Source organism: Actinoplanes sp. KI2 (genome assembly GCF_025630775.1).
Lineage (GTDB): Bacteria > Actinomycetota > Actinomycetes > Mycobacteriales > Micromonosporaceae > Actinoplanes.
The window spans coordinates 21,299-45,889 of sequence record NZ_JAOSZE010000052.1 but is presented as its reverse complement, the minus strand read 5'-3'; the positions used below and the strand labels follow the sequence as shown (position 1 = coordinate 45,889).

General features: G+C 69.9%; 23 protein-coding genes and 2 tRNA genes. 14 read left to right on the top strand and 11 right to left on the bottom strand.

The features are described from left to right. Positions 1–160: 160 nt before the first annotated feature. The 7 genes from gyrB (at position 161) to ODJ79_RS39300 (ending at position 7,485) form a co-directional block, all read left to right on the top strand. Entirely contained in the window at positions 161–2,107 is a 1,947-nt protein-coding gene (gene gyrB / locus ODJ79_RS39330; protein ID WP_263028789.1) for a DNA topoisomerase (ATP-hydrolyzing) subunit B, read from the top strand. Between the two features lie 106 nt (positions 2,108–2,213). Next, on the top strand, positions 2,214–4,727 hold the full coding sequence (gene gyrA / locus ODJ79_RS39325) for a DNA gyrase subunit A (RefSeq protein WP_411267413.1): 2,514 nt from the start codon (positions 2,214–2,216) through the stop codon (positions 4,725–4,727). 3 nt (positions 4,728–4,730) lie between these two features. Continuing rightward, a complete protein-coding gene (locus tag ODJ79_RS39320) occupies positions 4,731–5,609 on the top strand; it encodes a DUF3566 domain-containing protein (RefSeq protein WP_263028788.1) in 879 nt (292 codons plus the stop codon). A 76-nt stretch (positions 5,610–5,685) separates the two neighbouring features. Continuing rightward, a tRNA-Ile gene (locus tag ODJ79_RS39315) sits at positions 5,686–5,759 on the top strand. A 210-nt stretch (positions 5,760–5,969) separates the two neighbouring features. Next, on the top strand, positions 5,970–6,098 hold the full coding sequence (locus ODJ79_RS39310; RefSeq protein WP_263028787.1) for a DLW-39 family protein: 129 nt from the start codon (positions 5,970–5,972) through the stop codon (positions 6,096–6,098). 18 nt (positions 6,099–6,116) lie between these two features. Beyond that, positions 6,117–6,189, top strand: a tRNA-Ala gene (locus ODJ79_RS39305). 480 nt (positions 6,190–6,669) lie between these two features. Further along, a complete protein-coding gene (locus tag ODJ79_RS39300) occupies positions 6,670–7,485 on the top strand; it encodes a phytanoyl-CoA dioxygenase family protein (RefSeq protein WP_263028786.1) in 816 nt (271 codons plus the stop codon). A 237-nt stretch (positions 7,486–7,722) separates the two neighbouring features. Here ODJ79_RS39300 and ODJ79_RS39295 read toward each other — a convergent pair whose 3' ends face one another. After that, on the bottom strand, positions 7,723–8,064 hold the full coding sequence (locus tag ODJ79_RS39295; RefSeq protein ID WP_263028785.1) for a hypothetical protein: 342 nt from the start codon (positions 8,062–8,064) through the stop codon (positions 7,723–7,725). 59 nt (positions 8,065–8,123) lie between these two features. Then, positions 8,124–8,597, bottom strand: coding sequence for a hypothetical protein (locus ODJ79_RS39290; RefSeq protein WP_263028784.1), 474 nt, complete (start codon positions 8,595–8,597; stop codon positions 8,124–8,126). A gap of 284 nt (positions 8,598–8,881) precedes the next feature. On the opposite strand from ODJ79_RS39290, the gene ODJ79_RS39285 reads away from it, so the two are divergent. Next, positions 8,882–9,577 carry a VanZ family protein gene (locus ODJ79_RS39285; RefSeq protein ID WP_263028783.1) on the top strand — a complete coding sequence of 232 codons (696 nt, stop codon included), beginning with the start codon at positions 8,882–8,884 and terminating at the stop codon, positions 9,575–9,577. Positions 9,578–9,579: 2 nt separating this feature from the next. Here the strand turns inward: ODJ79_RS39285 and ODJ79_RS39280 are convergent, their stop codons facing one another. The 5 genes from ODJ79_RS39280 to ODJ79_RS39260 all read right to left on the bottom strand — a co-directional run bounded on the left by ODJ79_RS39280 (position 9,580) and on the right by ODJ79_RS39260 (position 13,407). Next, positions 9,580–9,978 (bottom strand): NUDIX domain-containing protein, encoded by a 399-nt coding sequence (locus ODJ79_RS39280; RefSeq protein WP_263028782.1) that lies wholly within the window; start codon positions 9,976–9,978, stop codon positions 9,580–9,582. A gap of 283 nt (positions 9,979–10,261) precedes the next feature. Continuing rightward, positions 10,262–11,554 (bottom strand): class I SAM-dependent methyltransferase, encoded by a 1,293-nt coding sequence (locus ODJ79_RS39275; protein ID WP_263028781.1) that lies wholly within the window; start codon positions 11,552–11,554, stop codon positions 10,262–10,264. 127 nt (positions 11,555–11,681) lie between these two features. Continuing rightward, a complete protein-coding gene (locus tag ODJ79_RS39270) occupies positions 11,682–12,218 on the bottom strand; it encodes a helix-turn-helix domain-containing protein (RefSeq protein WP_263028803.1) in 537 nt (178 codons plus the stop codon). Between the two features lie 64 nt (positions 12,219–12,282). After that, on the bottom strand, positions 12,283–12,969 hold the full coding sequence (locus tag ODJ79_RS39265; RefSeq protein ID WP_263028780.1) for a DUF6461 domain-containing protein: 687 nt from the start codon (positions 12,967–12,969) through the stop codon (positions 12,283–12,285). Between the two features lie 12 nt (positions 12,970–12,981). Next, on the bottom strand, positions 12,982–13,407 hold the full coding sequence (locus ODJ79_RS39260) for a hypothetical protein (RefSeq protein ID WP_263028779.1): 426 nt from the start codon (positions 13,405–13,407) through the stop codon (positions 12,982–12,984). 98 nt (positions 13,408–13,505) lie between these two features. On the opposite strand from ODJ79_RS39260, the gene ODJ79_RS39255 reads away from it, so the two are divergent. Both ODJ79_RS39255 and ODJ79_RS39250 read left to right on the top strand, forming a co-directional pair. After that, complete coding sequence (locus ODJ79_RS39255; protein WP_263028778.1) at positions 13,506–14,276, top strand: SDR family oxidoreductase; 771 nt, start codon at positions 13,506–13,508, stop codon at positions 14,274–14,276. Positions 14,277–14,335: 59 nt separating this feature from the next. Then, on the top strand, positions 14,336–14,860 hold the full coding sequence (locus ODJ79_RS39250; protein ID WP_263028802.1) for a YbaK/EbsC family protein: 525 nt from the start codon (positions 14,336–14,338) through the stop codon (positions 14,858–14,860). Positions 14,861–14,888: 28 nt separating this feature from the next. Here the strand turns inward: ODJ79_RS39250 and ODJ79_RS39245 are convergent, their stop codons facing one another. From ODJ79_RS39245 to ODJ79_RS39230, 4 genes are read right to left on the bottom strand one after another with little or no spacing between them, the layout of a single operon-like run. Further along, entirely contained in the window at positions 14,889–15,530 is a 642-nt protein-coding gene (locus tag ODJ79_RS39245; protein WP_263028777.1) for a DsbA family protein, read from the bottom strand. Between the two features lie 23 nt (positions 15,531–15,553). Beyond that, a complete protein-coding gene (locus ODJ79_RS39240; RefSeq protein WP_263028776.1) occupies positions 15,554–15,985 on the bottom strand; it encodes a SufE family protein in 432 nt (143 codons plus the stop codon). Between the two features lie 22 nt (positions 15,986–16,007). Continuing rightward, a complete protein-coding gene (locus tag ODJ79_RS39235; RefSeq protein ID WP_263028775.1) occupies positions 16,008–16,400 on the bottom strand; it encodes a CBS domain-containing protein in 393 nt (130 codons plus the stop codon). A 26-nt stretch (positions 16,401–16,426) separates the two neighbouring features. Next, complete coding sequence (locus ODJ79_RS39230; RefSeq protein WP_263028774.1) at positions 16,427–18,160, bottom strand: proline--tRNA ligase; 1,734 nt, start codon at positions 18,158–18,160, stop codon at positions 16,427–16,429. A gap of 136 nt (positions 18,161–18,296) precedes the next feature. Here ODJ79_RS39230 and ODJ79_RS39225 point away from each other — a divergent pair, with 136 nt between their 5' ends. From ODJ79_RS39225 to ODJ79_RS39210, 4 genes are all read left to right on the top strand, one after another. Beyond that, on the top strand, positions 18,297–19,076 hold the full coding sequence (locus tag ODJ79_RS39225; protein WP_263028773.1) for an SGNH/GDSL hydrolase family protein: 780 nt from the start codon (positions 18,297–18,299) through the stop codon (positions 19,074–19,076). Positions 19,077–19,086: 10 nt separating this feature from the next. Continuing rightward, positions 19,087–19,986: a sulfurtransferase gene (locus ODJ79_RS39220; protein WP_263028772.1), complete on the top strand. Its 900-nt coding sequence runs from the start codon at positions 19,087–19,089 to the stop codon at positions 19,984–19,986. 65 nt (positions 19,987–20,051) lie between these two features. Beyond that, complete coding sequence (locus ODJ79_RS39215; protein ID WP_263028771.1) at positions 20,052–21,791, top strand: HSP90 family protein; 1,740 nt, start codon at positions 20,052–20,054, stop codon at positions 21,789–21,791. Beyond that, complete coding sequence (locus tag ODJ79_RS39210; RefSeq protein ID WP_263028770.1) at positions 21,788–24,562, top strand: tetratricopeptide repeat protein; 2,775 nt, start codon at positions 21,788–21,790, stop codon at positions 24,560–24,562. The genes ODJ79_RS39215 and ODJ79_RS39210 overlap by 4 nt, the downstream gene beginning before the upstream one ends. Positions 24,563–24,591: the final 29 nt, after the last annotated feature.

Sequence of the window (24,591 nt, the reverse complement as noted above, 5' to 3'; positions counted from 1 at the left end):
GCCTGCCGCGGCGACCGGCGCGTACGGGCTTCACCGGTGGTCCGCTCCTCCCCGCGGCATCTGCCTGTGGCCCGTCATGCCCACCGGCTGCTGTCCAGCGGGCTCCGCCGACCCCGTTGCGGGGCCTCACCAGGGGCTCGGCACGAGAAAGTGGCCGAGGGTGGCAGAGAAGAAGCAGGAGTACGGTGCTGAGTCGATCACCGTGCTTGAAGGCCTCGAGGCAGTCCGCAAGCGTCCCGGCATGTACATCGGTTCCACCGGTGAGCGCGGCCTCCACCACCTGGTCTGGGAGGTTGTGGACAACGCCGTGGACGAGGCCATGGCCGGCTACTGCGACACGGTCGACGTGGTCCTCATGGCCGACGGTGGCGTCTCGGTCACCGACAACGGCCGTGGTTTCCCGGTCGACCTGCACCCGAAGCTCAAGAAGCCGGGCGTCGAGGTCGCGCTGACCATCCTGCACGCGGGTGGCAAGTTCGAGGGCACGGCGTACAAGGTCTCCGGTGGTCTGCACGGCGTCGGCGTCTCGGTGGTGAACGCGCTCTCCGTCCGGATGCACGTCGAGATCCACAAGAGCGGCTTCGTTTGGCGGCAGGACTACACCAACTCCAAGCCCGGCCCCCTGCAGAAGGGCGAGACGACCACCAGGACCGGCTCGACCGTGCAGTTCTGGCCGGACGGGTCGATCTTCGAGACCACCGACTACGACTTCCAGACGATCTACCGCCGTCTGCAGGAGTACGCCTTCCTGAACAAGGCCCTCACGATCAACTTCACCGACGAGCGCTCGACCGACGAGGAAGGCAACTTCCGCAAGGTCACCTTCATGTACGCGGACGGCATCTCCGACTTCGTCCGCCACCTGAACCAGACCAAGAATCCGATCCACAAGTCGGTCATCGACTTCGGCGCCGAGTCCGCCGAGGAGGGGATGGCCGTCGAGATCGCGATGCAGTGGAACGAGTCGTACGGCGAGTCGGTCTACACCTTCGCCAACTCGATCAACACGCACGAGGGCGGCACCCACGAGGAGGGCTTCCGCGCCGCGCTGACCAGCATCGTCAACCGGTACGGCGCCGAGAAGAAGTTCCTCAAGAGCGACGAGAAGCTCTCCGGCGAGGACATCCGCGAGGGCCTCGCCGCGATCATCTCGGTGAAGCTGCAGAACCCGCAGTTCGAGGGGCAGACCAAGACCAAGCTCGGCAACACCGACATGAAGAGCTTCGTGCAGAAGGTCACCAACGAGCAGCTGGCCGACTGGTTCGACCGCAACCCGGCCGACGCCAAGACCATCATCACCAAGGCGTCGCAGGCCGCCCGGGCGCGGATCGCCGCCCAGCAGGCGCGCAAGCTGGCCCGCCGCAAGTCGCTGCTCGAGTCCGGCTCGATGCCCGGCAAGCTGGCCGACTGCCAGTCCACCGACCCGCGGGTCTGCGAGCTGTTCATCGTCGAGGGCGACTCGGCCGGCGGCTCGGCCAAGCAGGGCCGTAACAGCGCGATCCAGGCCATCCTGCCGATCCGCGGCAAGATCCTGAACGTGGAGAAGGCCCGGATCGACCGGGTGCTGAAGAACAACGAGGTCCAGTCGCTGATCACCGCGCTGGGCACCGGCATCCACGACGACTTCGACATCGCCAAGCTGCGCTATCACAAGATCGTGCTGATGGCCGACGCCGACGTCGACGGCCAGCACATTCAGACGCTGCTGCTCACCCTGCTGTTCCGCTTCATGCGGCCGCTGGTCGAGCAGGGCCACGTCTACCTCGCCGCGCCGCCGCTCTACAAGATCAAGTGGAACAAGCGGGGCGACGACGCCCAGTACGCCTACTCCGACCGTGAGCGGGACGGCCTGATCGCGCTGCGCCAGCAGAAGAAGCCGAACGCCAAGCCGGACGACATCCAGCGGTTCAAGGGCCTCGGCGAGATGAACTTCCACGAGCTGTGGGACACGACGATGGACCCGGCCACCCGGACCTTGCGCCAGGTGACTCTGGATGACGCTGCAACAGCGGACGAGCTCTTCAGCGTCTTGATGGGTGAGGACGTCGAGGCGCGCCGCTCGTTCATCCAGCGCAACGCCAAGGACGTGCGGTTCCTCGACATTTGAGGGTTGTGGATATCCACAGCGTCTACCCGGTTTCCACAGCGTTATCCACAGCAATATGGGTACTTTAGGCGCACTTGTCTGGTTTCACCTTGAGTAAGGGTTAACAGTGACTGACACTCCCGAACCCCCCGCCGGCGACGACTCCCCCGAGGAGACCGGCGGTGGCGTGACCCAGCGAGTCGAGCCGGTCGGCCTCGAGGTCGAGATGCAGCGCTCGTACCTCGACTACGCGATGAGCGTGATCGTGGGCCGGGCGCTCCCCGACGTCCGGGACGGGCTCAAGCCCGTACACCGCAAGATCCTCTATGCGATGTACGACTCCGGCTTCCGGCCGGACCGCGGCTACGTGAAGTGCGCCCGCGTCGTCGGCGACGTGATGGGCAACTACCACCCGCACGGCGACTCGTCGATCTACGACGCGCTGGTCCGGATGGGCCAGCCCTGGTCATTGCGATACCCGCTGATCGACGGCAACGGCAACTTCGGCTCGCCCGGCAACGACCCGCCGGCCGCCATGCGCTACACCGAGTCGAAGCTGTCGCCGCTGGCGATGGAGATGCTGCGGGACATCGACGAAGACACCGTCGACATGCAGGACAACTACGACGGCCGTACGCACGAGCCGACGATCCTGCCGGCGCGCTTCCCCAACCTGCTGGTCAACGGCTCCGAGGGCATCGCGGTCGGCATGGCCACGAAGATCCCGCCGCACAACCTGCGCGAGATCGCGGCGGCCGTGCAGTGGGCGCTGGACAACCCGGAGGCCGACGAGGCCGAGACTCTCGAGGCCTGTCTCGGCCTGGTCAAGGGGCCGGACTTCCCGACCAAGGGCCTGATCGTCGGTCAGCAGGCGATCCAGGACGCGTACCGGACCGGCCGCGGCTCGATCCGGATGCGTGCCGTGGTCGAGGTCGAGGAGGACCCGCGCGGCCGGCCGTGCCTGGTGGTCACCGAACTGCCTTATCAGGTCAACCCGGACAATCTCGCTGAGCGGGTTGCCGAGCTGGTCAAGGAGGGCAAGCTCACCGGCATCGCCGACATCAAGGACGAGTCCTCCGGGCGTACCGGAATGCGGTTGATCATCGTCCTGAAGCGCGACGCGGTCGCCAAGGTCGTGCTGAACAACCTGTACAAGCACACCCAGCTGCAGGAGACGTTCGGCGCCAACATGCTGGCGCTGGTGGACGGCGTGCCGCGCACGCTGAACCTGGCCCAGTTCATCCGGTACTACGTCGAGCACCAGATCCAGGTCATCTACCGGCGTACCGCGTTCCGGTTGCGCAAGGCCGAGGAGCGCGCGCACATCCTGCGCGGCCTGGTCAAGGCCCTGGACATGCTCGACGAGGTGATCGCCCTGATCCGGCGTTCGCCGACGGTGGAGGACTCGCGTCAGGGCCTGATGCAGTTGCTCGACGTCGACGAGGTGCAGGCCACCGCGATCCTCGACATGCAGCTGCGCCGGCTGGCCGCCCTCGAGCGGCAGCGGATCATCGACGAGCTCGCGAAGATCGAGATCGAGATCGCCGACCTCAAGGACATCCTCGCGAAGCCGGAGCGGCAGCGGGCGATCGTCTCCGAGGAGCTCGGCGAGATCGTGCAGAAGTACGGCGACGAGCGGCTGACGCAGATCATCCCGTTCGACGGCGAGGTCTCCATGGAGGACCTCATCGCGCGCGAGGACGTTGTGGTGACGATCACACGGACCGGGTACGCGAAGCGTACGAAGGTCGATATGTACCGGTCGCAGAAGCGCGGCGGCAAGGGTGTGAGCGGCGCCACGCTGCGGCAGGACGACATCGTCTCGCACTTCTTCGTGATCTCGACCCACGACTGGATCCTGTTCTTCACGAACAAGGGCCGGGTATATCGGGCGAAGGCATACGAACTGCCCGAGGCGGCCCGTGTCGCGAAGGGTCAGCACGTCGCCAACCTGCTCGCCTTCCAGCCCGACGAGCACATCGCGCAGGTCATCCAGATCTCGAACTACCAGGTGGCGCCCTACCTTGTGCTCGCCACTAAGAATGGTCTCGTGAAGAAGACCCGGCTCGAGGAATTTGACTCCAACCGAAGCGGTGGCATCATCGCCATCAACCTTCGAGAGGATGACGAGTTGGTGGGCGCGGCCCTGGCGGCATCGGAGAACGACCTTCTGCTCGTCTCCAAGCACGCCCAGGCGATCCGCTTCAACGCCACCGACGAGGCGCTGCGCCCGATGGGCCGTGCTACCTCGGGCGTGATCGGCATGCGCTTCGGTGAGAACGACGAGCTCCTCGCCATGGAAGTGGTTCGCGAGGGGATGGATGTGTTGGTCGCCACCGACGGCGGGTATGCAAAGCGGACGCCGATCGAGGAGTATCCGGTACAGGGGAGGGGCGGCAAGGGGGTGCTCACCGCGAAAATCACGGAGCGTCGTGGTGGTCTGGTGGGCGCGCTCGTGATCAGTCCCGAGGATGAACTATTTGCCATCACCAGCAATGGTGGTGTCATCCGGACTCCCGTGAAGCCTGTACGGCGCACGCGGGATCGGAACACAATGGGGGTCAAGCTGATGGACCTCCCAGAAGGTGTAACCATCGTGGCGCTTGCTCGCAATGCCGACGAGCCTGACGAACAGGACTAGTTGATGCCGGAGACACAGGCGAAGTCGGGGGCCACGGGTGCCTCAGCGACTCCGGACGAGGCGGCCAAGGACGCCGCCGCGATCGGGCGCGATGGGGCGGCTCGCGCCGCGAACCCCGCCGATGCCCCGTCCCCGCCGAAGTTCACCCGGGCGCCGGGCATGGCCCCGCCGCCGGGTGAGCCGGCCGTCGACAGCGACGGTTCGTCCGACGCGAAACGGCCCGGGGGTCCCGGGGTGGTCAAGGGATCGGCGACCGTGCCCATCGTCACCAAGGGCAAAGGTGCAGCGCCGTCCCGGCCCACCGTCACGCCGCCCCCGGCCGCCCCGCAGCGGCCCGTCGGCGCGGCCGGCCAGCCCGGCACCGTGACCGGCGGCAACAAGCCGCAGCAGCGCCCGGGCACCGGCGGCGCTCCCGCCGCCGGTGGGGCAGCCGCCGTCGGCGCCGCCCGGGTCTCCGAGGCGGCCCGCTCGGCGCGGTCCGTCGTCGGCGGCGCGGCCGCCCGTGGCCCTCGGCGGGCCCGACTGAACCTCAAGCGGATCGACCCCTGGTCGGTGATGAAGTTCTCGTTCGCCGTCTCGGTCGTGCTGTTCATCGTCGTGGTCGTCGCCACCTCGGTGCTCTATCTCGCCCTCGACGCCATGGGCGTCTGGAGTGCGGTGAACAACAGCCTCAAGGAGCTGGTGAGCGCCAGCGGCGGCACCGACGGGTCGGCCAGTGGCGGCCTCCGCATCACCGCGTGGGGCGTCATCGGCACGTCGATGCTGGTCGGCGCGGTCAACGTCGTCCTGTTCACGGCCCTGGCCACCCTCGGCGCGTTCATCTACAACGTGTGCGCCGACCTCGTCGGCGGCGTCGAGCTGACGCTCGCCGAGCGGGACTGACCCTAGATCCGGCGCGGGCCACCCCGTTTTGGTGGCCCGCGACCCGGTGCGGTAACCTTCGGTGTCGCAATCGCGCGGGGCTATAGCTCAGTCGGTTAGAGCGCAGAGCTGATAACTCTGAGGTCGCTGGTTCGATTCCAGCTAGCCCCACGAGCGACGGGGGCCGCGTGTCAACGGAGAGCGTTGACCGCGGCCGCTCGTCATATCTATTCCGAGGGCCGAGCCCCCGGAAACCCCGCGACCTGGCGGTTGCGGTGGGTGGATGGCCGCGACCTCGCGGTTGCGGTGGATGGATGGCCGCGGCTTAGTGGTTGCGGTGTAGTGGGTGGGCAACTCGCGCGAGCTTGGGGGGTACCAAACGTGCTGAAGAAGCTCCTGATTGTGGCCGGCATCGTCACGGTTGCTGCGCTGGTGGTCAAGAAGGTCAAGGCCTCCAGCGACGAGCGTGCGCTTTGGCACGAGGCCACCACCGCGCCCGACCTGCGATAGCTCAGGTTCGGTAGGCCGGGGGCCCTAGCTCAACTGGCAGAGCACCGCCTTTGCAAGGCGGGGGTTAGGGGTTCAAGTCCCCTGGGCTCCACATTATCTGGCCCCTGAACAGGCCGGACGTACCGCCAAGATCGTTGGGCCCAGTTCCAGCTGCAACGACGCGTGCCGCAGCGCCAGCTGCACATCCTTCGGATCGACGCGCTCCACGATCAATTTCGTGGCGAACCGGCGGTTGTCCAGGATGGCAACAAGCCATCCTGCTGGTTGTAGCCCAGCGCCATCAGACACGAGTCCGCGGCGTCCCACCGACCAGCCGGTCAACCTCTGAGTGACGAGGCCGTCGTGGATGTCGAGTCGTCGTTCCCAGCGCATGGCGAGGCGGCGAACTGGTGCAACAGGGCGAGGGTCTGCTCGACGACGTAGCGCAGCTCGCCTGGGATCTGGTCTGACGAGCATCGCTCGCCTACAACAGCTGTGCCCGGGGTCACGTTCCGGCGTCCGGACGGAGTAGATTCTCGCGAGACACAGCGAAGAGGATCCAAGCACCTTAGGGATGGCCGTGGATTACAAGGTGGACGTTGACGGTTTCTGGCGCGATGGGTACACGATCGTCAAGGGGGTGTACACCCCGGACGAGATCGAGTCGTTCCGCCGGCGGGCGAGGGAGTCCGTGGGCTGGAACGGTGATCTGCTGTCGAACCCCAAGCTCAAGGACGTGCTGACCGATGGCCGGATGGCCGCGGTCGCCCGCAAGATCCTCGGCACCGACGAAATCGTCTACTCCGGCGACAGCAGCTTCACGATCAACTCGAAGTCGCACAACTGGCATAAGGACAACACCGACCGGGAGGACCCGAAGGGCCCGGACTGGACCCAAGGCCGGTACACGATGCTGCGGTTCGGCGTCTACCTGCAGGATCACACCAAGCACAGCAAAGGGCTCAACCTGCGCCGCGGTTCGCACCTGACCACCGAGCTAATGGCCGGCAAGAACGTGTACGTCGCCACCGCCGTCGGCGACCTGGCCGTGTGGAGCATGGCGATCAGCCACAGCGGCAATGGGACGAAACTGCGGTTCCCCTGGTGGATCGACCCGGAGCCGGCCATGGACGGCAAGTACCCGCGCTGGTGGATCCCGGCCAAGCCCAGCGGCGACCGGATGGCGTTGTTCGTCGGGCTGGGCACGGACGACGCACACCACGCGCGCTACGTGGAATACCTGAAGTCCCGGACGTACATCTGCAACATGTGGCGAGGGCACCCCTGGGACGACGAGACCCTGGCCGAGGCGAGCAAGGCGGGGCTCACCGTGCGCAACGTACCCAAGGAGATCGAGGGCGACGACACCGTCGGCAAGAACCAGTGGTGGCAGCCCATGCCCTACTGACCGGCCCTGCCGAACTCCGTACAGGCGAAGAGCGGGTGCCTCCGGCGGGCGCTCTGGAAAGAGCCTTCCCGTCGCGCGCCGTACGCAAGTCACACCGAGCGGTGGCCGGCAAGCGGTGGAGCATGCTTGCCGGTAACCGCTCGGCATGATTGGGCGTGGCCCGCGCGACGGGAAGCGTCAAAGGACGAGAACCGATGGCAGTGGCGCGGGGAAGCCGCTCTGCTTCGGATCGTCCGGTCAGCCCGCCTTGGTCCGCCACTCGACCCACTCGCCGGACTTGACGTCCCTTCTCGGGACTACCACGCGGCCCCCTCGAACCCTGACCCGGCTGGGCGGGGGCTGCTCGACACCGGCCCAGCGCCGGTTGCGGACAGTCGACGCCCGGCCGGCCACCGCGACGATGAGAGCGACCGCGGCGATCAGGCCCAGGGCCTTGGCAGCGCCGTCGGCGGCCAGCCGGCGCGCCACGAACGCGGCGCCGCCGAGCAACGCGGCCAACCCGACGACGATGGCCGTGAGCCGACCCGTCCAGACGACGATGCCGTCGTCGTCGACCTTCACGATTCGATGGTCGCCCATGGTCGCAATCCGACCCCGCGTTCCATGGCTGCGTGCCGCTGGAGCGTTCGGAGTTACCGTCACGAACCCCAGCGCGGGTGCTGCTCCAGACCCTTGTCCAGCTTCGCGATGAGGTCGCGCAGCGTCCCCAGCATCCGGGCTGCCGACCCGGCCGGCATCACGATGGGCGAGTCCCAGCCGAGCAGTTCCCGCGGTACCGCGAAGGGCAGCCCTTCGACGAGGGTGTCGGTCTCGATGTCCCGCTCCGGCTTGCTGATCATGACCCGGTCGCAGGCGGATCGGGCGGCATTGGCTGCGTCGTAGGACAGCCTGGCCGGTGCGCCGGCCGTGAGAGCGGCAAGGGCCGTGCGTAGATCCTCGCGGGTCTCGGCGGCGCGCTCGTAGCTGAGGTGCCGCCCCATCTCGTGCAGCAGCAGCGTGTAGCGGCGCGCGCCGGCCGCGAGCAGCTCCCGTTCGGCCGCGCTGAGCTCTTCCACCTCCACGAGCGCCGTGTCGGCCGAGGCGCCCTCGGTAGCCTGCTTCTTGTTGAACATGGCCAAAGCCGAGCTGCACCTCGCGGTCATGGCGTGGTCCATGCCCAGCGAGATGGTCAGCGGTCAGCGTCACCCCCTGTCAGGCAGCCTACCGCTCCGAAAGCGGCCTAGACCTGCGCTTACGTTCGGGGCAGTGGCTGAGGGCGCAGACCGAGTGGCGCAGGTTCGGCAGGGTCGGCCGGCGGGCGCCGGCTCAAATGACGTATTAGGGATGGATAGGTCTATTTCCGGCGTTTCGACATCTGCTTACGTTGCCGCAACGGGTCGCCGTCTTGGATGAGGACATGAAACACAGTGCCCTCTCCCGTACGCGCCGGATCTTGCCCCTTGCCCTGGCGATCCTCGGCGTGGCGGCTGCCGCGTTCGTGGCGCGGCGTCCGCTCTTGATGTCCGCTCCGAGGTGCCTGGGCGGGCACTGGCACGGCTGCTACGACACGGAGAACGGCGTGGTCCTCATGACGCTGGTCGCGCTGCCGTTGGCCGCTCTGACGGTGTGGGCCCTGGCGAGCGGGCGGCGTGCCGCCGGCTCCGCCGAGGCGTGGCGGATGTCGCTGGCCGAGGTGGGCATGGTCTACGGGACGGTGCCGTTCGTGTGGATGACCATGATGCCGGGGCCGGCGGCCGGCATCGTCGACGGACGGGTGAGCGTGGTCCCGCTGCGGGACCTGGTCACGATGGGGACGTTCGGGATCGTCGGGAACCTGCTGGTCTTCGCGGCGCTGGGGTTCTTCGCCCCGATGCGGTTCGTGGCGATGGCGTCCCTGCCGCGGATCCTGGCGCTCGGGGCGGCCTGCTCGGTTTTGGTGGAAACCGCGCAATACGTCCTGCGGCTGGATCGGGTGTCCTCCGTGGATGACGTCCTGGTCAACGCGGCCGGCGCCGCGCTGGCCGGGTTGGCGTCGCGCGCCTGGTGGCGTACTTCGACCGAGGTGCCGTCGGACGAGCCTCGCATCGAGAATGAAGAGGCGCTGCTCACCTGAGGTCAGGCAGGCACCACGACGATCATCGGGGGAATGGGGACGCCGTGGGTGGACTCGATGGGAAGCTCGGGGGCGGGGAGCCAATCCAGGCCCAGCGGCTCGGGGCCGGTGCCGTCGTCGGTGCCCGGACGGGGCTCGCCGTCGGCCACCGTGACGGCGAAGACCGAGGTCATGCCGGATGGGTAGGGCATCTCGAGGATGTGCCGGGCAGCCGCGACCACCAGGCCGGTTTCCTCGAAAACCTCGCGGCGTAGCGCTTCCTCGAGGGTTTCGCCCGGTTCGACGCCGCCGCCGGGAAGGGTCCACCACTCGCCGCCACCGGATCGTCGGCTGCGCTCGTGCACCATCAGGACACGACCGTCGCGCACGATCACGGCGGCGGCGCGTTTTCGTTCATCCACGATGCGCAGGCTAACCGCCGGACGCGAATCGCGCTCAATGCTGTGGATAACTTGCGGAGCTATCGGATGGTAACCGGCAGGCGATCGACCGATTTGGACGGTTGGTGAGCCGTGGTGCCCCGTCGGGGCAGGTGACAGAGCACCACGGCGGTCCAGGCCGTAACCGTCAGGCGACGAAGCGCCGTAACCGTCAGGCGACGAAGCGCCGCAACCGTCAGGCGACGAAGCGCCGCAACCGTCAGGCGAAGGGCCGCAGCCGTCAAGCGACGAAGGGCCGCAAACCTCAAGCGATGAAGGCCGATCGGGTCGCGGGCATGTCGCTCACGCCGCTGCGGTGGGTCTTGACCGCCAGCACCTGGTTCACGCCGATCAGGGCCTGCTCGAAGGCGAGCGCCGACGCGGCCATGTACAGGCGCCACACCCGGGCGCGTCCGGGACTGGTCAGGCTCACCGCAGTGGACCAGTCGGCTTCCAGATTCGACACCCAGGCGCGCAGCGTGCGGGCGTAGTGCTCGCGTAGCGCGTGCACGTCGCGTACCTCGAAACCGGCCTGCTCCAGCAGCGAGACCGTGGTGCCGATCGGAGCCAGCTCCCCGTCGGGGAACACGTACGAATCGATGAAGGACTGCGGCTGGTGCGGCCCCTTCTCCGGCAGGCGCAGCCGGCCGATCTGATGGTTGAGCAGCCGGCCACCCGGCCTGAGCTGGCCGTGCAGGATCCCGGCGTACTCCCGGTACGGGTCGGTGCCGACATGCTCGGCCATGCCCACGCTGGAGATCGCGTCGAACGGGCCGTCGTCGAGGTCGCGATAGTCCTGGATGCGGATCTCGACCCGGTCGTCGAGGTCTGCCTGGGCTACCTGCTTGCGGGCGTACTCGGCCTGCTCGCCGGAGAGCGTGATGCCGAGCACCGTGACGCCGTACTTCCGGGCCGCGTGGATGGCAAGGCTGCCCCAGCCGCAGCCGACGTCGAGCAGCCGATCGCCGCTCTGGAGGTCGAGCTTGCGGCAGATCAGGTCGAGCTTGTCGTGCTGCGCGTCGGCCAGGCCGTAGCCGGGTGCGTCCGACGTCCAGTACGCGCAGGAGTAGACCATGCTCTCGCCGAGCACGATCCGGTAGAACTCGTTGCCCACGTCGTAGTGCTGGCTGACCGCCTGACGATCCCGGCGTTTGCTGTGCCGGTCGCCGCTGACGTGCATCTCCTCCGGTGGCGGCTTGGGCTGGGTGCCGAGGATGCCCAGGCGTACGAGATCGGCGGCGACGGTGTGGAACGGCAGGTCCTTGACGTCCGGAGATCGCCAGACCAGCGCGGCGAGGCGGTCGAGCGCGTCGTAGATGTCGCCTTCGAGGTCGAGTTCACCGGCCACATAGGCGCGGGCGAGGCCCAGCTCGTTGGGCTGCCACATGATCCGGCGCATGGCGCGCTTGTGGCGGATGATCAAGGTCGGGGCGTCGGCCGGGCCGGCGGTGGAGCCGTCCCAGGCTCTGATCCGCACCGGCATGGGCGTCTGCAGGACGGTCTCGAGGAGGCTGCTGAGCCTGCTCGCCACGGTCGTGTGAGGGGTGATGGTCGGCATGGAACCTCCCGGGGGCGCAGCCAGTCGCGCTGCGTGGTCGCATCGACGCGGCCGGGTTGAACTGATCCACTATCCGCCTGATGCGGGTCCTTACATAAGGTCCTTTTGTAGCTTTGTGATCGATGACTCACACTGTCCGTAGCACTCGCTCGACTTTCTCGGCGGGCAGCTGACGCGCGCGATCGCGGCGGCTGTCGGCCAGCGCCGCCAGCACCGTACTGCGCTCCACTTCGGACAATATGCCGGTGAACGGTGAAGTGCCACGCAGTTCGATCGCGTACGGGGTGGCCGAGGTCAGCGCGTCGAGCACGGCCTCGGCGCCGTTGTCGAGGATTGCCTCCCATCGATCGAGCCACTCCCAGGAGTGGCCCTCGGGATGCAGCCGGCGCAGCCGTCGGAGAGTGACCGCGGCGGCGGCGAGCAACCCCGTCGGATTCGCCACGAACTTGCCGGCGATCGCCCGGTGCAACCAGAGCTGTTCGAGTTGTTCCCTGGTCAACGCCGGCCGGACCAGCGCCTCCACGTCGGCGCGGCGCAGGCGCCGGTGGGCGCCGACGGTGACGTACGGCAGCAGACCGCGGGCGCAGAGATCGACGACCTGCGCTCGCGAGGCGCGCAGCATGATCGCCGCCTCGCCGACGCTCAGCAACTCTCCGGGACGCATCGCCACGGGTGAATGCTCGCGCCGGTCGATGGCCGATGCAACAACCGAACGGCTATTGGTTCTTTCAGGTCGGCGGGCGTGGGACGCTCGTGAACACGTAGGTGTGCTCGCGCAGCAGGTCCTGGGTCAGCTTGGTACCGGTGAGCCGCTCGGTCAGCGCGAACGCCGCCGCCATGCTCTGCTTCGGGTCGCCGCCGGCGCCGAAGCCGACCGAGGAGATCATCGGAGCCAGCTCGGCGGCCCGGGTCCCGGACAGCTTCGCCGGCGCCATCGGGTCGAAGTCGAGCTGGACCACGGAGTCCTGGAGCAGCAGGAACCGGCCGTGCCCGGTGGGGCCGCGCTGGTGGGCCACCGCCGTGGTGCCGGCCGACAGCGGGCGCACCAGCCGATCGGTGACGCCGAGGTCGCCGGCGTCCTCGACGATCAGCGACCAGCTCTCGAGCCGGGCGACGCCGACGAAATACCGGTCGGCGGGTACGGACGGGCCGTCACCGGAGCCGACCAGTTGCTCCCAGGTGACCCGCTCGAGCTCCTTGCCGCCGAGCCGCTTGAGCACCTGTGGCGGGGTCAGGCCCTGGACCCAGGTGAAGCAGAAGCCCTTGTCCAGGTCCCGTTCGAGGGCGAACCACCAATAGTCGTCGGCGACCGCGGCGTGCGGGGTGGCGGCCGCGGCCGGGGTGCCGGAGTGCCGGGGACTGCATGCCGCGAGGGCGCCCGCGCTCAGCAGAAGGACGAGTGATCGACGACGCACGGCGACAGTAGATCAAAATCCGGGCTTGGACGGGACCCGCTGGGGACGGCCGACAGCGGGTGCCGGCAGCGCCGCGATCGAGCGCCGACGCTCGATGATGAAGTATCCACAGCCTGCGACGTATGCGGCGGCGAGCGCAGCGCCCACCAGCCGCAGTGCGATCGGGCCGGCTTCGATGGCCAGAACGACCGCGGCCGCGGCCCAGCAGGCCAGCAGCACGATGTTGACGGCGTCGGCGCGACACCAGCCCGTCCAGCGGTGGGCCTGCCGGCGGATCTCGACGTGCAGCGAGTGGGTCATGCCGAACGCGAGCAGGCCGAGCAGGATCGTCGCGAAGATCGAGTGGGCGCCACCGGCCACCGCCGCGACCGCGGTGCCCCCGGTAAGCAGCGCGAGACCACTGACGGTCCCGATCCGTGCTCTCCGGCGCTCCTCCATGATCTGTCTCAATCGGCAGGAATCAGGCAAGCCTGAGGAGGATCGGTCCCGTGACCGGCGACACGTCACGTTCTCCCGTGGTCGATCGTCCGAATGTCATGAGCGAACGCGCAGCGAACACGACAGTGCTGGTGACCGGGGCGAGCGGCACGCTGGGGTCCGCGGTGGTGCCCCGGCTGGAGAAGGAGGGCTACCGGGTACGGCCGATGAGCCGCCGGGCCCGGCCCGGATGGGTCGCCGCCGACCTGCGTACCGGTGAAGGGCTGGCCGAGGCGGTGGACGGGGTGGACGTGATCGTGCATCTGGCGTCGGCGCCGGGGCGGCCGCAGCAGACGGACGTCGAGGGCAGTCGGCTGCTGCTGACCGAGGCGCGGCACGCGGGCGTCCGGCACGTCCTGTACGTGTCGATCAACGGCATCGACCGGGTTCCGTATCGCTACTACCAGGCCAAGCTCGACACCGAGGAGGTGGTGAAGGCGAGCGGCGTCCCGTACACGATCCTGCGCGCCGCCCAGTTCCACCCCTTCGTCGAGACGCTGCTGGCTCTGGTCAGCAAGGCCGGCCCGGTGATCATCGACCCGAAATGGCAGGTCCAGCCGGTGGCGGTGGACGACGTCGCCGACCGGATCGCCGACCTGATCGCGGCACCGCCGACCGGCGAGACCACCGAGTACGCGGGCCCGCAGGTGCTCACCTTCGACGAGCTGGCGCGGTCCTGGCGGGCGGCCCGTGGCTCGCGACGGCCGATCTGGCGGCTGCCCTTCCCGGGCGGTATGGCCAGGGCGATCCGGGCCGGCGCGCAGACCACCACCGCCACCCCGACCGGAACCGGGACGTGGCCGGAGTACCTGGCCGCAAAGTACCGATGAGCGGGTCGGCCGTGGCGGGCTACCTGGGCGGCGCGGATTGGGCGAGGATGGCGGGCGTGATGGGAAGCCTCCGACTCGAACCCGCCCAGTCCCGCCCCGACCTGCTCGCCACCCCGGTGGCCAAGGCGCTGGTCGACGCCGACCAGGTGCTGGTCGCGCCGATCGACCCGGACCTGGCCGACACCGCCGCGTTCTGCGAGGCCTACGGCGTCGGCCTGGAGGTCTCGGCGAACTGCGTGGTGGTGGCCGGCAAGCGGGAGGGCCTGACCAGGTACGCGGCCTGCATCATCCTGGCCACCACCCGGGCCGACGTGAACGGCGTGGTCCGCCGGCACCTGGACGTCCGCAAGTGCAGCTTCGCCCCGATGGACGACGCGGTCGCGATGACCGGGATGGAGTACGGCGGCATCACCCCGATCGGCTTGCCCGCCGACTGGCCGATCCTGATCGACGCCCGGGTCGCCGCCACCCCGCAGGTGATCGTCGGCTCCGGCGTCCGGCACAGCAAGATCGCTCTGGCCGGGGCGGCCCTCGGTGCGCTTCCCGGTGCCCAGGTCATCGAGGGTCTGGCGAAAGAGGTTTAACTACGTCGATGAGGTTTCACGTGGAACCTCATTGATCGATGTCGACCGACTCCCGGCGCGTGATCTCCTCGAACGCGGTCAGGATCGTGGCCGCCTCCTGGGCGCCCTGGATCGCGTACTTCCCGTCGATGACGAACGTCGGGACGCTGGTGATGCCGAGCTCGTTGGCCTCGCGCAGGTCGGTGTTGACCGCCTCGGTGCCGGCCGGGGACTCCAGGTACGCCCGCGCCGCCGACGGGTCGAGACCGATCGAGGCGGCGACCTCGGCCAGCGCCGGCCGGGAGCCGATGTCGCGGCCCTGGATGAAGTGCGCCTGCTGGAGCGCGTCGAGCATCTCGGCCTGCAGGCCCTGACCGGCGGCCCAGGCGATCAGCCGGTGCGCGTCGAACGTGTTGGCCGCGATCGCCCGGTCGAAATCCAGGTGCAGACCGTCCCCGGCGGCGACCGCGGTGACATGCGCGAACATCTGATCGGCCCGCTCCCGACCGCCGAACTTCGCCGCCAGCGCGTCCTTGGTGCGCACCGGCACGGGTACCGGGGAGGGGTCCAGCTGGTACGCCCGGAAGGTCACGGTCACGTCCCCCGGGAACTCGGCGATCGCCTTCTCGAGCCGCTTCTTGCCGATGTAGCACCACGGGCACACGACATCGGACCAGACCTGGATATCCACGAACACTCCGTTCAGCGGGGAAGTCAGCGGGCGAGTTGGGCGGCGACCTGCCGTTTGAGCCGCGCGAGGATCGCCGAGCCGCCCCGGATGCGCAGCGGGCTGATCGCCTGACCCAGCCCCATCCGAGCGTAAAGATCATCCGGTACGGCGAGGATCTCGGCCGTCGACGCCCCCTCGAGCCCCTCGGCGAGCACGCCGGCGAACGCCCGGGTCGTCGGCGCCTCGGGCGGGCAGTCGAACCAGGTCCGTACGGTGTCGTCCGGCTGAACGACGGCCTTGAGGAAGAACTGGGTCTGGCACTCGGGCACCTGCTCCATACCGTCGTGCCCGGCCATCTCGGCCGGCAGCGGCGGCATCGCGTCGGCGAACTCGATCAGCATCTCGAGCACGACGTCGCGCGGCGCCGAGGCGAACTCGTCGACGATCTCGGCCAGCTTCGGGGGCATGTCGGTCACCACCGAACCCTACGCGGCAACCTCAGGCCGGTGCCGAGGTCGGAAAGAGGGCCAGGTCACTCAGGCTGATGATGCCCACCACATTGCGATCGGAGTCGCAGACCAGCAGGCGCCGGACGCCGCGCTCGCGCATCGCCTGGACCGCCTCCTCCGCGGTCGCCGACTGCTCCACCATGATCAGCTCGTGCGACGTGATCGACCCGAGCGTGGTCTCCTTGGGCGGCAGGTTCTCGGCGATCGCCCGGATCACGATGTCCCGGTCGGTGACCAGGCCGACCATGGTGGGGCCGCTGGTCACCACCACGTCGCCGATGCCCTGGTCCCGCATCGCCTGGGCGGCCTCGTCGAGCATCGTGGCCTCCGGCAGGTAGACGACCTTGCGGGTCATCACATCGCCGACCGACATTCTCGCCATCGTGGTACCTCCCGTTGAAATGTCGGTTACCCGAGTGTTCCCGTGATTACACGTGGTACGTCCGTGACCGGCAGCTCGGATCGCTCGCCGGTGCGCCGATCGCGGAATTCGACCAGCCCCTCGGCCAGACGCCGGCCCACCACCACCGTGCGCGCGACCCCGATCAGCTCGGCGTCGGTGAACTTCACCCCCGCCGACAGGTGCTGCCGGTCGTCGACCAGCACTCGCAGGCCGGCCGCCACCAGGCGGTGTGCGAGCTCCAGCGCCGCCTCGACCTGGCCGTCCTTGCCGGCCGCGACCACGTGCACGTCGGCCGGCGCGACCTCGTCCGGCCAGAGCAGGCCGCGCTCGTCGTGGTGCTGCTCGGCGATCGCCGCGACCGCGCGGGACACACCGATCCCGTACGAGCCCATGGTCGGGCGCACCGGCTTGCCGTCCACGCCCAGCACGTCGACCTTGAACGCGTCGGTGTACTTGCGACCGAGCTGGAAGACGTGCGCGATCTCGATGCCGCGCCGCACGGTCAGCGTGCCGTCGCCGCACCCGGGGCAGGGATCGCCGGCCCGCACCTCGGCGGCCTCGATCGTGCCGTCCGGTGTGAAGTCCCGGCCGGCCACCACGTCGGTCGCGTGCCTGCCGGCCTCGTTCGCACCGGTCAGCCAGGCGGTGCCCGGGGCGACCCGGGGGTCGGCAAGGTAGCGCGCCTTGATCCCCTGTGGGCCGATGTAGCCCTTGACCAGATCGGGGCGGGAGTCGAAGTCGTCGAAGAGGGTGGCGGTGGCGGGGGCGAGCGCGGCGTCGAGGCGCTTGAGATCGACCTCGCGGTCGCCGGGCACGCCGATCACCAGCAGCTCGTCCTCGCCGCCGGGCCGGTGCACGGTCACCACCACATTCTTCAGGGTGTCGGCCGCTGTCCAGTCGGTGCGGCCCGCCAGCGCCCGCTCGTTGGCCAGGTCGACCAGGGCGGCGATGGTCGGCGTCGACGGAGTGTCGTGCACCGTCAGCGGGCCGGCCGCGGGCGGCACGGCGGCGGGCGCGGGTGTGCTCACCGCCTCGGTGTTCGCCGCGTACGAGCAGGACGTGCACCCGACGAACGTGTCCTCGCCCACGTCGGAGGCGGCCAGGAACTCCTCGGAGGCCGAGCCCCCCATGGCACCGGAGACCGCGGACACGATCGTGTGGTCGAGGCCGAGCCGCTCGAAGATCCGCTGGTAGGCGGCGCGGACCGACCCGTACATCTCGACCAGCGAAGCGTCGGAGAGGGTGAACGAGTACGCGTCCTTCATCAGGAACTCGCGCCCGCGCAGCAGCCCGGCCCGCGGGCGCGCCTCGTCCCGGTACTTGGTCTGCACCTGGAACAGCAGCCGCGGAAAGTCCCGATAGGAGCTGGTCATGTCCTGCACGAGCAGGGTGAACATCTCCTCGTGCGTGGGCGCCAGCAGGTATTCGCCGCCGCGCCGGTCGCGCAGACGGAAGATGTCGTCGCCGTACTCCGTCCAACGGTTGCTCAGCTCGTAGGGCTCGCGCGGCAGCAGCGCCGGGAACGAGACCTCCTGGCCGCCGATGGCGGTCATCTCCTCGCGCACCACCGCGGTCACCCGGTCGAGGACGAGCTTGCCGAGCGGGAGCCAGGTGTACCCACCCGGTGCGGCGCGACGGATGTACCCGGCGCGCAGCAGCAGTCGATGGCTCGGCACCTCCGCGTCCGCCGGCTCCTCACGCAGGGTCTTGAGCAGCAAGGTGGACATTCGCAACAGCATGCGGAGCAGCGTATTCAGGGCGTCCGGGAGAAACCACCGGATATCGCGTGTGTCGCGATCGTCACGCTGCGATGTCTACCGGTCCGGGGCAAACTCACTGTCAAATACAGGTGAAGCCACGTTAAGGGGGCGGGGGATGGTCTGGCACAGCTTCGTGGCCATGGGGGACAGCTTCACCGAGGGCCTCAGCGACGCGTATCCCGACGGCACCTACCGCGGCTGGGCCGATCTGGTCGCCGCGCGGCTGGCGGTGGAGTACGGACCCGACTTCGGCTACGCGAACCTCGCGATTCGCGGCCGCTTGCTCGACCAGATCATCGACGAGCAGCTGGCACCGGCCCTGGCGATGCGCCCGGGCCTGGTCAGCTTCGCCGGCGGCGGCAACGACGTGCTGCGCCCGCGGGCCGACGCGCACGCCCTGGTCGCCCGGATGGAGCCGATGGTCGCCAAGCTGCGCGAGCAGGGCACCGACGTGGTCCTGTTCCGGTTCGCCGACGTCACCGCCCACCTGCCCGGGCAGCGCTTCATGAGCCCGCGCGCGGCGATCCTCAACGACGGCGCCACCATGCTCGGCGAGAAGTACGGCGCGTACGTGATCGACCTGTTCGGCGACGACGCGTTCCACCACCCGCAGATGTGGGCGCCCGACCGCCTGCACCTGTCCGACGCCGGCCACCGCCGGGTCGCCGCGCACGTGCTCGGTGCTCTCGGTGTCGCCGGGGCCGACGAGTGGCTGCTGGTGCCGCCGATGCCCGAGCCGACGCCGTGGCTGCTGGCCCGGGGCGCCGACCTGCGCTGGGCCCGCGAGCACCTGATGCCGTGGGTGGCCCGGCACGTGCGCGGCCAGTCGAGTGGCGATCGCATCACGGCCAAGCGTCCCGCGTTGGCACCCGTCGAGCGGGCAGCGAGGCGCTAGCGTGACAGCCATGTCCGTTGCGAACGATCCGGCGCCTTCGTTGCAGGCGTACGCGCACCCCGACAAGCTCGTCACCACCGAGTGGCTGTCCGCCCATCTCGACACGCCCGGCCTCGTGGTCGTGGAGTCGGACGAGGACGTGCTGCTCTACGACACCGGGCACATCCCGGGCGCGGTCAAGGTCGACTGGCACCTCGAGCTCAACGACCAGATCACCCGCGACTACCTCGACCCCGCCGCCTTCGCCGCCCTGTGCGCGGCGAAGGGCATCGGACGGGACGACACGATCGTCTTCTACGGCGACAACTTCAACTGGTGGGCCGCGTACGCCCTCTGGGTCTTCAGTCTCTTCGGCCACCGCGACGTTCGCCTGCTGGACGGCGGGCGGCAGAAGTGGGTGGCCGAGGGCCGCCCGGTGACCCGGGACAAGACCGAGCGCCCGTCGGCGCAGTACCCGGTGCCGGTACGCAACGACGCCGAGATCCGCGCTTTCCGGGACCAGGTCATGGGGCACATCGCCAGCGGACGCCCGCTGGTCGACGTGCGCTCGCCCCAGGAGTACACCGGCGAGCTGACCCACATGCCGGCGTACCCCCAGGAGGGTGCCCTGCGGGGCGGGCACATCCCGGGCGCGCTGAGCAAGCCGTGGAAGTCGGCGGCGAACGAGGACGGCTCGTTCAAGCCGGCCGACGAGCTCACCAAGATCTACCACGACGAGCTCGGGCTGGACTCGGCCGACGACATCATCGCCTACTGCCGGATCGGCGAGCGGTCCAGCCACACCTGGTTCGTGCTGCACCACCTGCTCGGCTTCCCGCAGGTGCGCAACTACGACGGTTCCTGGACGGAGTGGGGCAACCTGGTGCGCGCGCCGATCGCCACCGGCCCCGAGCCGGGCGGCATGCGCTAAGGGCCGGTCCTGGAAAACGAAACGGGCGAGAAAACTGTCGGGGGCACCCGGTAGCTTTCTCGCCCGTGAGCAACACGTTCCAGGTCGATCTGCGGGGCATCGTCGATCTGCTGAGTCACCACCTCTACGCGAGCCCCCGCGTCTACGTCCGTGAGCTGCTGCAGAACGCGGCGGATGCGATCACCGCCACCGGCTCGACGGAGAGCGGCGAGATCCGGATCACGACCGGCGCCGACGGTCTGCGGATCACCGACAACGGCATCGGGCTGACCGAGGCGCAGGTGCACGAGTTGCTGGCCACGATCGGCCGCAGCTCGAAACGCGACGAGCTGGGGTTCGCCCGGCACGAGTTCCTCGGCCAGTTCGGCATCGGCCTACTCTCCTGCTTCCTGGTCGCCGACGAGATCCGGGTGCACACCCGGCGGGCCGGCGCCGAGCCGGTGCTCTGGACGGGTTACTCCGACGGGCGCTACGAGGTGGGCCCGGGCGAGGCGCGCGAGCCCGGGACCACGGTCACCCTGCTGCCCCGGCGCGGCGCGGAGCATCTTCTCACCGGCTCGGCCGTCCGCGAGCTGGCCGAGCTGTACGGGTCGATGCTGCCGATGAGCGTCGAGGTGGACGGTCGCCCGACGACCGGTGGCGTCGTGCCCTGGTCGGCCGGTCGGGCGGAGCTCTTCGCGTACGGGGAGAAGGTCTTCGGCTTCGTCCCGTTCGACGTGATCGAGCTGGACGTGCCCGAGGCCGGCCTGCGGGGCGCCGCGTTCGTGCTGCCCACCCCGGTCAACCCGGCGACCCGCGGCGGTCATCGGGTCTACCTCAAGCGCATGCTGCTGGCCGAGAGCGTGGAGGGGCTGCTGCCCGAGTGGGCGTTCTTCGCCCGGTGTGTGGTCGACAGCACCGAGCTGCGCCCGACCGCCAGCCGCGAGGCGCTCTACGACGACGGCCTGCTCAACGCCGTCCGCGAGGCGATCGCCGACCAGCTGCGCGGCTGGCTGGTGCGGCTGGCCACGTCCGAACCGCAGCGGCTCGCCCGGTTCCTCGCCATCCATCACCTCGGGGTCAAGGCGCTGGCGCTGCACGACGACGAGATGCTGCGCATCGTCGAGCAGTGGTACCCGATGGAGACCAACATGGGCAGCGTCACGCTGGCCGAGTTCCGCGAACGGCACGGCCTGATCCGGTACGCCGCGACCGCCGACGAGTTCCGCCAGCTCGCCTCCGTCGCCGCGGCACAGGATGTCGGCCTGGTCAACGGCGGCTACGTCTACGACACCGAGATCATCGAGCGGCTGGCCACGGTCGACCCGGAGGTTCGCGCCGAGCGGCTCGAGCCGACCGACCTGGCCACCCGCTTCACCGGGCTGGACGCCGAGACCGAGCTGCGGCTGCGCCCGTTCCTCGCGGCCGCGCAGCGCCGGCTCGACCGGCTCGGCTGCGAGGTGGTCATCCGCGCCTACGACCCGGTCACGCTGCCGGCGCTCTACCTGGTGAGTCGCGCCGCCGCGTTCCACGACGAGCTCACCGCGAGCCGTGACCGCGCCGACGACATCTGGGGCGGCGTGCTCGACGCGCTGGCCACCACCGCGCCGGTCGACCGGCCGCAGCTGGTGCTCAACGCCCGCAACCCGCTGGTCCGGCGGATCACCGCGATCGCCGACCCCGAGCTGGCCGGCCTCGCGGTCGAGTCGCTCTACGGCCAGGCGCTGATGCTCGGCCACCATCCGATCCGGCCGGCCGACGCGGCGCTGCTGACCTCGTCGACGCTCGGCCTGCTCGACCGCGCGCTGCCCGGAGGTGACCGGTGAAGACGACCGACGAGCTGTGGGAGCTGCTGCGGCAGTCCGGCCAGATGCCCTACGGCGCCGCGAGAACCGCATTGATCGAGGAGGTGCTGCGGCACGTCGAGGCGGTCGCCGACCCCGATCTGTCCTTCACCACCCGTCTGCTGGCCACCTCGGCGTACATCTACGGCGGCGAGCCGGTCAAGGCGTTCCCCACGTTCTCGTGGTGCGTGGCCGACTTCGACAACCGGCCGGGCCCGCACCACCGGCGCTGGGCGCACACCCTGCTCTGGGACTTCAAGGCGATGGTCTCCGGCCTGACCCGGTTCCCGGAGATCCCGCTCGACCGGACGTACCGCGTGCTCGACGACATGGAGCGGCGGTACCGCGAGGGCGGGCACAGCCTGCAGGCCGTCTACAAGCGGCGGCAGCTGGTCGCCCGGCATCTCGGCGACATCGAGCGGGAGGACGAGTGGTTCGAGCGGTGGCAGGCCGCCGAGCGCGACGACCTCTCCGACTGCGCCGGCTGCGACCCGACCTCGGTGGTGGTCTACCTGAGCACCCGCGGCCGGCACGAGGAAGCGGTCGCGCTGGCCGAGCCGGTGCTGGCCGGCGAGCTGTCCTGCAACGAGCAGCCGCAGAGCATCCTCACCGAGCTGATGCTGCCCTACCTGCAGACCGGCCGGCTCGCCGAGGCCGTCGACGCGCACCGCCGGGCCTACCGGGTGCACCGGTCCCGGCTGGCCGACCTGGGGGACATCGGCTGGCACATGGCGTTCTGCGCGCGTACCGGGAACGAGCACCGGGGGCTGGAGATCTTGCAGCGCCACCTGGACTGGCTCGACCGGGCGCCGTCGCCGTTCACCGCGATGAGCTTCGCGACGTACGGCTCGCACGTGCTGCGCCGGATCACCGCGCTCGGCCACGGCGATGCAACGGTGCGCCGCAAGGACCGCGACGACAGCACCGCCGCCGAGCTCGCCGAGGAGCTGGCCGCGATGGCGACCGGGATCGCCGCGCGGTTCGACGCCCGCAACGGCACCGACGCGCAGGCCCGGTGGGTGGCCGAGCAGCTGGACGCCGAACCGTACGGGGTGGACCTGATCCTCGACCCGGCGGCCCGGCAGACCCGCCCGGCGCCGCTGCCGGCCCGCGCGCCCGAGCCCGCGCCGGAGATCCCGGCGCAGTGGAGTGTCGAGGAGCTGCTCGACCTCGCCGAGGAGCACCACCGCGCCGAGCGGGACGAAGCCTTCGCCGGGGTGGTCGACGCGCTCGAGAAGCGCGCCGCGACGGACGATCCGCTGCTGGAGGCCCGGCGTCTGCGGGCACTCGGCTATCGGGCGGCGACGACCGAGCGGGACGAGGCGCTCGGCCTGTGGTCGTCCGCGGCCGACCGGTTCGCGGCGGCCGGAGCGGCCGGGGAGGCGTCGGCCCTGCGCGCGCGGGTGGCGCTCGAACGCGCCTACGCCGGCGAGGTCGGCGAGGTCGACGAGGCCCCGATCCGCGACAACGTCGCCGACCAGGAGCAGCACGGCGACACCCGGGAGCGGGCGATCGCCCACGCGCGCCTGGCCATGCTGCACCTGCTGCGCGGCGAGGCCGTCGAGGCGAACGACGCCGGCGACCGCGGCGACGACTATGCCGCGCAGACCGGCGACCCGCGGCTGATCGCCGTGCACGCGATGATGCGGGCCCGCAACCGGGCGGCGGCCGATCGGGACGAGGAGGCGGTCGCGGCGGCCCGCGAGGGCTACGCGTTCTATCGCGAGCACGGCCCGGCGCGCCGGCTGGCCGAGGCGGCGACCGTCCTCGCGCACGCCGTGGCGGACCCGGCCGAGCGGGTCGAGCTGTTCGGCGCCGTGCTCGACACCCGCGACCCCGACCAGGCGCTGGCCGCCCGGGTCGGTCGCGGGCATGCGCTCAAGCGGCTGAACCGGCCCGGCGAGGCGGTCGTCGACCTGGCCGAGGCGGTCGCGCTCTGCGCCGAGCACGGGCTGGAGCGGGGTGGCGCGTTCGCGCGGCACGAGCTGGCCGAGGCATACGCGCAGGACGAGCGCACGGTCGAGGCGGTCGAGGTGGCCGAGGAGGCGCTGCTCTTCTTCGACCGCGCCGAGGAGCATCGGGCCGCGGCCAACACCCGGTACCTGCTCGCCCAGCAGTATCGCCGGCTTGGCGACACCGACGCGGCCCTGGCCCGGTACCGTGAGCTGATCGAGCGGCTCACCGACAACCCGCTGGGTCGCGCCCAAATGGGTGAGGAGGCCGGCGTCCTGCTCTTCGAGCTCGATCGGGACGCCGACGCGGCCGAGGCGTTCGCGGCCGCGGCCACCTGCCTGCACGACGCCGGCGACCTGGTCGCCGAGCTGCGGCTGCTGCGCCGGCGGGTCGCGGCGCTGCACTTCGCGGACGAGGTCGAGGCCGCCGAGGAGGCGATCGGGCTGGCCGACCAGCGGTGGGCCGACCTGCCCACCGACCTGGCCGCCGAGCCCGAGGCGATCTGGCACCATGGCATGACGATGTGGGAGGCGGGCCGGGTGCTGATGTCCCGCGGCCGGTACGCCGAGGCGCTCCCGCACCTGCACGGCGCCGACACGCCGCTGCGGGCGATCGGCGCGACCGACGACGCCGATCACCTCGCCGGGATGTACGGCGAGGCGCTGCTGCGCTCGGGCTCGCCGGCCGAGGCCGAGCCGGTCGTGCGAGAGTTACTTGACCGGATGGCGCCGGACGCGCCGGGGCGAGAGTCCGCCGAGAAGGTGTACGCCGAGATCGTTGAGGCGCTCGGCACATCCTGAACGCCCGTTAAGGCGATCGCTTGACATCA